Source organism: Saccharopolyspora terrae, from assembly GCF_004348435.1.
In the GTDB taxonomy this organism is placed as follows: domain Bacteria; phylum Actinomycetota; class Actinomycetes; order Mycobacteriales; family Pseudonocardiaceae; genus Saccharopolyspora; species Saccharopolyspora endophytica.
Map to the genome: position 1 here is coordinate 1 of NZ_SMKS01000119.1, position 7,658 is coordinate 7,658.

Annotated in this window: 6 protein-coding genes; all 6 read right to left on the reverse strand. The window is 69.4% G+C overall.

All coding sequences use genetic code 11. From position 1 onward, the window contains the following. Positions 1 to 171: 171 nt before the first annotated feature. The 6 genes from E1181_RS30565 to aspS all read right to left on the reverse strand — a co-directional run bounded on the left by E1181_RS30565 (position 172) and on the right by aspS (position 7,165). Positions 172 to 1,680, reverse strand: a complete 1,509-nt coding sequence (locus tag E1181_RS30565; RefSeq protein ID WP_132679881.1) for a SulP family inorganic anion transporter — start codon at positions 1,678 to 1,680, stop codon at positions 172 to 174. A gap of 99 nt (positions 1,681 to 1,779) precedes the next feature. Further along, complete coding sequence (locus E1181_RS30570; RefSeq protein WP_132679882.1) at positions 1,780 to 2,376, reverse strand: carbonic anhydrase; 597 nt, start codon at positions 2,374 to 2,376, stop codon at positions 1,780 to 1,782. Between the two features lie 51 nt (positions 2,377 to 2,427). Further along, positions 2,428 to 2,808, reverse strand: a complete 381-nt coding sequence (locus E1181_RS30575) for a hypothetical protein (protein ID WP_132679883.1) — start codon at positions 2,806 to 2,808, stop codon at positions 2,428 to 2,430. Between the two features lie 342 nt (positions 2,809 to 3,150). Beyond that, positions 3,151 to 3,873 carry a GNAT family N-acetyltransferase gene (locus E1181_RS30580; protein ID WP_132679884.1) on the reverse strand — a complete coding sequence of 241 codons (723 nt, stop codon included), beginning with the start codon at positions 3,871 to 3,873 and terminating at the stop codon, positions 3,151 to 3,153. Further along, positions 3,870 to 5,078, reverse strand: coding sequence for a phosphotransferase family protein (locus E1181_RS30585; protein ID WP_408007616.1), 1,209 nt, complete (start codon positions 5,076 to 5,078; stop codon positions 3,870 to 3,872). The genes E1181_RS30580 and E1181_RS30585 overlap by 4 nt, the downstream gene beginning before the upstream one ends. Positions 5,079 to 5,350: 272 nt before the next feature. Next, positions 5,351 to 7,165 carry an aspartate--tRNA ligase gene (gene aspS / locus E1181_RS30590; RefSeq protein WP_132679886.1) on the reverse strand — a complete coding sequence of 605 codons (1,815 nt, stop codon included), beginning with the start codon at positions 7,163 to 7,165 and terminating at the stop codon, positions 5,351 to 5,353. Between the last annotated feature and the right edge of the window lie 493 nt (positions 7,166 to 7,658).

Here is a 7,658-nt window from a genome sequence, read left to right on the forward strand (position 1 = left end):
CCCCCATCCCCCGCACCAACCCTCACCAAGACCGCCCGCGGGCCGGAGTCCCCTCACGACCTCGACCCCGCCCCGAGCGACCCGATTTCAATGAAAATCCGGGTCCCGATTTCAGTGGAAATCGGAACCCGGACTTCGGTGGAAATCGGGTCACCTCAGGTGAGGACCTGGTCAGCCGGCCTTGGCGGGCATGGCGACGTCGACGCTGCCGTTGTTGCGGCGGTGCTCGGCGACCCAGTTCTCGACCGCCTGGTGGCAGGCGCGGTCCAGGTGGCGGACCGTGCTCAGGTCGAGGTGGACGTGCTTGCCCGTGGGCAGCTTCTCCAGGTGGTCGAGCAGCCGGGGCAGGCGCAGGAACGTGGCGTTGCCGCCGAGCTCGACGTGAACCCGATCCTCGCTGTGCTGGGCGTTGACCGACAACCGGGAGACCTCGATCGCGGTCTTGACGACCGCGACGGCCAGACCCGTCAGGGTGCCGATGAGCAGGTCGGTGGCCACGATCGTCACCGCGGTCAGCACCAGCACGAACGCCTCGGACCGGTGCTCGCGCACCAGCCTGGCGACCGCCTGGATCTCCAGCAGCTTCCAACCGGCCTGGATCAGCAGCGCGGCCAGCACGGCGGTCGGGATGAACGCCAGCAGACCCGGCAGCGCCACCACGAACAGCAGCAGCCAGAAGCCGTGCAGCACGCGGGACAGCTTCGTCTTCGCGCCGGCCTGGACGTTGGCGGAACTGCGCACGATCACGGCGGTCATCGGCAGCGCGCCGAACACACCGCACACGGAGTTGCCGACGCCCTGCGCGACGAGCTCCTTGTTGTACTGCGTCTTCGGCCCGTCGTGCATGCGATCCACGGCGGCGGCGCTGAACAGGCTCTCCGCCGAGGCGATCAGCGCGAAGGTCAGGATCGATCCCAGCACGGCGACGTTGATCGCGCCGAAGTCGGTCAGCGCCGGCGGGTTCAGCGAGGACAGCAGCGAGCCGACCTCGATCTTCTTCACCGGCAGCGCCAGCAGCGCGGTGGCCGCGCTGGTGACGACGACGGCGATCAGCGCGCCGGGCACCAGGCTCACGGCGGCGGGCGCGAACTTCTTCCACGCGGTCGCGATCAGCAGCGCGGCCACGGCCAGACCGACACCGGCGAGGCCCTGCGGGGTGGTCACCATGGCCACGGCCAGCTCGCCGAGGCCACCGAACTTCTCCGCGGTGGTCGAGGGCTGCTCCAGCCCGCCGACCGGGTAGATCTGGCCGAGGATCAGCACCAGGCCGATACCGGCGAGCATGCCCTGCACGACCGACGGCGAGATGGCGCGGAACCAGGTGCCCAGGCGGCTCACGCCGAGCAGGATCTGCACGAGGCCGGCGCCGAGCACGATGATGCCGAGCATCCCGAGCCCGTGCTGGGCCACGGCCGAGGCCACCAGCACGGTCAGGCCGGCGGCCGGGCCGGAGACCTGCAGGCTGCTGCCGGGCAGCAGGCCGACGACGAGACCACCGACGATGCCGGTGACGATGCCGAGTTCCACGGGCACGCCGGAGGCGACGGCGACGCCGACGCACAGCGGCACGGCCACCAGGAACACCACCAGCGAGGCGGCGATGTCGGCGCCGAGCGTGTTGGGCGCGTTGGGCCTTCGCCCGGTCTGCTGTTGCGACTTGTCTTCGAGTTGCGTGGTCATGATCGCCCTCCAGGGCTGAAATCGGGTAGCGGGGACCGCGCCGGGCACCCTGCGCGGTGGGTGCCCGGCGTCGATGTCCACGCGTGGTGGGGGGGCTCGTCAGAGCGGGAGGAAGTCCTCGTCGTCGGAGGACTGCGGCGCGACGTGCACCAAGCCGGTGTCGATCTCGTAGAACCAGCCGTGCAGCCGCAGCTGACCTGCTTCGACGCGGTCGTGGATGAACGGGTACTCGCGCAGCGTTTCGAGCTGCGCGCGGATGTGGCGCTTGCTCTCGGTGCGGACGGCGGCGTCGCTGAGCTCGGCCGCGACGGCCTGGTCGGTGCCCAGCCAGGTGCACAGCGCGGGCAGCTCGTCGAGGCCTCGGCCGGCGATGGTCAGGGCGGTCACAGCGCCGCAGTGCGAGTGGCCGCAGACGATGATGTCGGGGATCCCCAGTTGCAGCACCGCGTACTCGATGGTGCCCATTTCGCTGGAACCGGAGTCGGGCGCGTATTTCGGCACGACGTTTCCGGCGGTTCGAAGTTCGAACAGGGTTCCTGGCTCAGCCCCGGTGATCTGAGACGGAATCACACGGGAATCTGAACATCCGATGAACAGAGCGGACGGGCTCTGCCCGGCGGCCAGCTGTTCGCGCTGGTCGGCGGGAATCAACTGGGGGTGACGACGTGCGTTCTGCACGAAGGTCTCGAAGCTCATTGTTGTATCTCCGGGTCGAATCGGCTCGGAAAGGCGGAACTCCGAGGCGATCTAGTGCCGCATGACCTGCAGCGTCGCCGGTGAATGTCTGAGCCTGCTGTGTGCGTGGTATGTATCAGTCCCAGCATTCGGGAATCGTGAGGTGTGCGCGAGGATTTCGAAATCCGCCGCGGTCCACCTCGATTCGCCGCGCAGGGGGTCGCGATCCTGTTCGTGCCGGGCCTGAGAACGCCGGTGCGTGGTCAGGCCGGGCAGGCGTTCGCGGAGCTTCTCACCGTCCCGCTGTTCCTTGGGATCGGGCTTGTGCTCGCTGGTCGCAGGGCTGCTGACCTGCGTGGCCCGTGCGGCGTCGGTGGGCCCGAGGGCGGCGACCACGACCGCGAAGAGCAGGAAGAGTCCCACCCTCGTGATCTGCCATGCCGTACCGCGCACCGAATGCCTCCCGGAAAAAACGAGCAGCGGATCCCCTTCCGGCGACGCCGACGGCTGCGGGGTGAACGAGCGAAAGCGCTCTAACCCCACAATATCGGAAGCCTCACCTCCGTACGCAAGTCGCAGATCGGACGAATCTGCCGAGCAACAAATGAGAATTCCTTAATGCGGGAACCCTGACCACCACAATCACCCGGTCGTCGGGTCGACATCCCACGCGCCACTACGTTGCGCGACTCCAGTCGTCACCGTGCGCACCTGAAATGTGATGGGTTTAACCGCATCGAGGGACGGCATCGGTAGTCGCCTGTTCACTTGCGAAACATCGCAGAAACGCGATTCCTACCGAACCCGATAATGGTATGCATGCACGGGTGTGAATCCGAGCGATTCGTAACGACTCAGCGCGACCGAGTTGCCGGTCTCGACTTGGAGGAACACCCGCTCGGCCGACGCCCGACCGGCGCCTGATCGCATCAGCGCGGCGGCCACGCCGCGTCGCCGCCACTCCGGGGCCGTGCGCATCCCGTAGACGCCGCACCAGCCGTCCGAGACCGCGAACATGCCGACCCCGACCGGAACGCCCCGGTGCACGGCGGTGGCGAACGCGACGGGCGCCGGCACCCGGTCCAGGCTCGGCTCAGGCCGACCCCCGACGGCCGCCACGGCGTCCAGCCACCGCGAGCCGGGCTCGGCGTCCAGCAGGACGTCGAAGTCCGACACCGGGCAGGTCTGCAGCAGCACTTCCCGCTCGGTCCGCATGACCGTGGTCGGCGCGTCGGCCCGGTAGCCGCGACCGGCCAGCAGCCCGTCCAGCTCCGAGTGCTCGTCGAGCGGGCTGACCTGCACGATCGCCGGGCTCGAACGCTCGGCGTAGAAGCGCTCCGCTGCGTCGATCGCGGCTTCCGGGTCGTCGAGCGGACCGACGGGCAGGGCCGAGTTCGAGCGGCGGCGGCGGAGCAGATCGCAGTGCCGCAGCAACCAGCCGTCGCGACGCACCACCGTCGAGGCGGGCCAGGTCGCCACCGCCGCGCGCTCGATCGTCCAGGTGTCGGGGTTCGTCACTCCGTGCGGAACGCCGGGTACGGCTGCAGGTGCAGCGCGCCCGCCCCGAAGCGGTCCACCAGAGCGTCGATGACGGTGTCGGCGAACTCCGCGACGTCGGACAGCTGCGCGTCCTGCGCGTCGGAGCGCAGGTGCCGCCAGCGGTCCACCAGCGCCGTGCTGCGGCGCGGCGAGGGCTGGTGCAGGTCGATCGGCCGGTCGTGCTCGCCGGTGCGCGGCAGGAACCACCACGTCGACACCCACACCCACAGCAGCTGGGCGTTGAACAGCCTGGGCAGCAGCACCTCGTCGGAGTCCAGCTCCGGCCAGACCTCGGCGATCTCCGAGCGCCAGGTCGCGAGCATGCTCTGCGCCAGGTTGTCCGGTAACGCGTAGGAGCACCACGAGGACGGGAACGGGTACTGCAGGTAGGCGGCGTCCATCGCGACGTCGCGCACGCAGCCCCACTCGAAGTCCAGGAAGCGCACCCCGCTGGACCCGGTGACGAGGCTGTTCTCCGGGCAGATGTCGGACGGGCTGAACGCCTGGTAGCGGCTGGAGCCCAGCTGCTCGGACGCGGCGGTGAGCCGCTCGACCAGCTCCGGCGGCGTGCGCACGCCGAGGATCTGGCTGAGCAGTTCGGGCAGCTCGCCGACCGAGGCGACGATGTCGTCGGCGACCGGGTCGGTCCAGGACTTGGCGCCCAGCCTCCGCATCAGCGCGTCGAAGTCGGCGGCGCAGCCGGCGGTGCTGCTGTGCAGGCGCCCCAGCGCACGGGCCCACGCGAGCAGAGCGCGTTCGGCGGCGCGCGGGTCCTCGGCGAAGAGCACGTCGGCCAGCGTGGAACCGCGGCCGAGGTCTTCGAGCACGAGCAGGCGCTCGTTGACGTCGTGCGCGATGAGTTCGGGGCTGACGCGCGCTTCCGGCGGCAGCGCCGTGGTCAGCTGGCAGCTGGCCGCCTCGTGCGCGAACGGATCGGTGCGCGCCTCCGGCGGGCACTCTCCGTAGTGCTTCACGACCACGGTGCGCGGCAGTTCGAACGGCGATTCGGCGATCCGCACCCGCAGCACGACCGAGCGGTCACTCCCGCCCAGGTCCTCCGCGTCGGCAAGCCGCACCGGAGCTCCGGTCCTCTTGCTCAGCACCGCTTCTGCGGTGGCGACCGTGTCGGTCGCCTCGGTGCTGGCCGGGACCCGGACCTCCGGGGGGCCGGTGGTGATCTCCACGCTCATCGTCTCCAGACACTACCCCCACAACATGAACCTCTAGGGCCATGACCGGTCAAGTGACACCTGACCGGGCATCCGCCGTGTGCGCTGCGTATTCACCCCTGAACTCCCGACGCACACGACTCCCTCAGACGTTGACGGAACCGGCCCTCGGCAACGTTGCACGGGTGCCGAACTCCGATGCCGTATCGCTTCCCGCGCACATGAGTGAGCCCGGCCGAACGCGCGGATGACGCGCTCGGCCGGGCCGCCACTCGATGGGAGCAACGTCAGCTCTGCGGCTCGACCATCCCGGTCACGTCCTTCTCCGCGGCCTTGGCCTGCTTCGGCTTCGCGTCGATGCCGGCCTCCTTGCGCTGGGCGTCGGTGATCGGCGCCGGCGCGGCGGTCAGCGGGTCGAACCCGCCGCCGCTCTTCGGGAACGCGATGACGTCGCGCAGCGACTCGGCACCGGCCAGCAGCATGCAGATCCGGTCCCAGCCGAAGGCGATGCCGCCGTGCGGCGGGGCGCCGTACTTGAACGCCTCCAGCAGGAAGCCGAACTTCTCCTGCGCCTGCTCCTCGGAGATGCCCAGCAGCTGGAACACCCGCTCCTGCAGGTCCGGCCGGTGGATACGGATGGAGCCGCCACCGATCTCGTTGCCGTTGCAGACGATGTCGTAGGCCCAGGCCAGCGCGTTGGCCGGGTCCTTCTCGAAGGCGTCGACCCATTCGGCGTTCGGCGAGGTGAAGGGGTGGTGCACCGCGGTCCACTGGCCGGTGCCGACGGCGACGTCGCCGGCCTCCATGTCCTCGACGGGCTCGAACATCGGCGCGTCGACGACCCACACGAACGACCAGGCGTCGTGGTCGATGAGGCCGCAGCGCTCACCGATCTCCAGGCGCGCCGCGCCCAGCAGCCCTCGCGCCGAGGACTTCGAGCCCGCGCCGAAGAACACGCAGTCGCCCGGGTTGGCGCCGACGGCCTTGGCGAGGCCCTCGCGCTCGGTCTCGGACAGGTTCTTGGCGACCGGGCCGGACAGCTCGCCGTTCTCACCGATGAGCACGTAGGCCAGGCCCTTGGCGCCGCGCTGCTTCGCCCACTCCTGCCAGGCGTCGAGCTGGCGGCGCGGCTGGTCGGCACCACCGGGCATGACCACGGCACCCACGTAGGGCGCCTGGAACACGCGGAACGGCGTGTCGGAGAAGTACTCGGTCATCTCGGTGAGCTCGAGACCGAAGCGCAGGTCCGGCTTGTCGGTGCCGTAGCGGGCCATCGCCTCGGCGTAGGTCATCCGCGGGATCGGGCGCGGGATCTCGTGGTCGACCAGCTTCCACAGGCCGGCCAGGATCTCCTCGCCGAGCTCGATGACGTCGTCCTGCTCGACGAAGCTCATCTCGATGTCGAGCTGGGTGAACTCGGGCTGCCGGTCGGCGCGGAAGTCCTCGTCGCGGTAGCAGCGGGCGATCTGGAAGTAGCGCTCCATGCCGCCGACCATCAGCAGCTGCTTGAACAGCTGCGGCGACTGCGGCAGCGCGTACCAGCTGCCGGGCTGCAGGCGGGCCGGGATCAGGAAGTCGCGGGCGCCCTCCGGGGTGGAGCGCGTCATCGTCGGCGTCTCGATCTCGACGAACTCGCGGCCGTGCAGCGTCTCGCGCGCGATGCGGTTGATGTCGCTGCGCATGCGCATGATCCGACCGGGCTCGCTGCGGCGCAGGTCCAGGTAGCGGTGCTTGAGGCGGATCTCCTCGCCGACCTCCAGGTGGTCGTCCAGCGGGAACGGCAGCGGAGCCGCTTCGCTGAGGACCTCCAGGTCGGTGACGGTGACCTCGATCGCGCCGGTGGGGATCTCGGCGTTCTCGTTGCCCTCGGGGCGGACGATGACCTCGCCGGTGATCTTGATGCAGAACTCGGCGCGCAGCCGGTGGGCGCGCTCGGCCATCTCCCCTTCGCGGAAGACGACCTGGGAGACGCCGGAGGCGTCGCGCAGGTCGATGAAGATGACCCCGCCGTGATCGCGACGGCGCGCCACCCACCCTGCGAGGGTGACGGTCTGCCCGGCATGACCGGCGCGGAGCGATCCGGCCTCGTGCGTGCGCATCACGGGTACTCAGGCTCCTTCTTCCGCTTTTCGAGCGTTCGACTGCGTTGGCCGCTTCCCGCGTCGTGAGCAGGCGGGACGCGAGGTTCCAGGCTAGCCAACCTGCCCTGGGCGATCGCGGGCAGGGCGGCGGCCGGTCCCGGGATGTGAGCGGACCCGATCAGAGCCTCGACCTCGCCTCACCAGCATGCCAGCCTGGTTCAAACCTTTTTCCGGAGTGATCGACAATTCGCGGTTTCTCGGACTCGATGCCCGGCGGAGTGAACCATTGTGGGCCGTTGCATACGTGTGGAAGAGAGGAACAACAAAACACAGGCATCGCCCGAGGTGGGCTACTCCTAAAGTGGGAGACGCCTACCGGAACTCGGTCGTTGCGCAACAGTGACCCACTGATTAGCGTAAGTTCGGAATTCGCCGGACACGAGGAGTAACGATGACCGGCCCGAAAACCGAGGCCCGCCCGACCGCCCGCCCGGCCGTTCGCGGCATGCAGCAG

Excerpts from the sequence above, each read along its gene's own strand:
- E1181_RS30565 (WP_132679881.1), bottom strand. The coding sequence starts at position 1,680 with ATGACCACGCAACTCGAAGACAAGTCGCAACAGCAGACCGGGCGAAGG.
- E1181_RS30570 (WP_132679882.1), bottom strand. The coding sequence starts at position 2,376 with ATGAGCTTCGAGACCTTCGTGCAGAACGCACGTCGTCACCCCCAGTTG.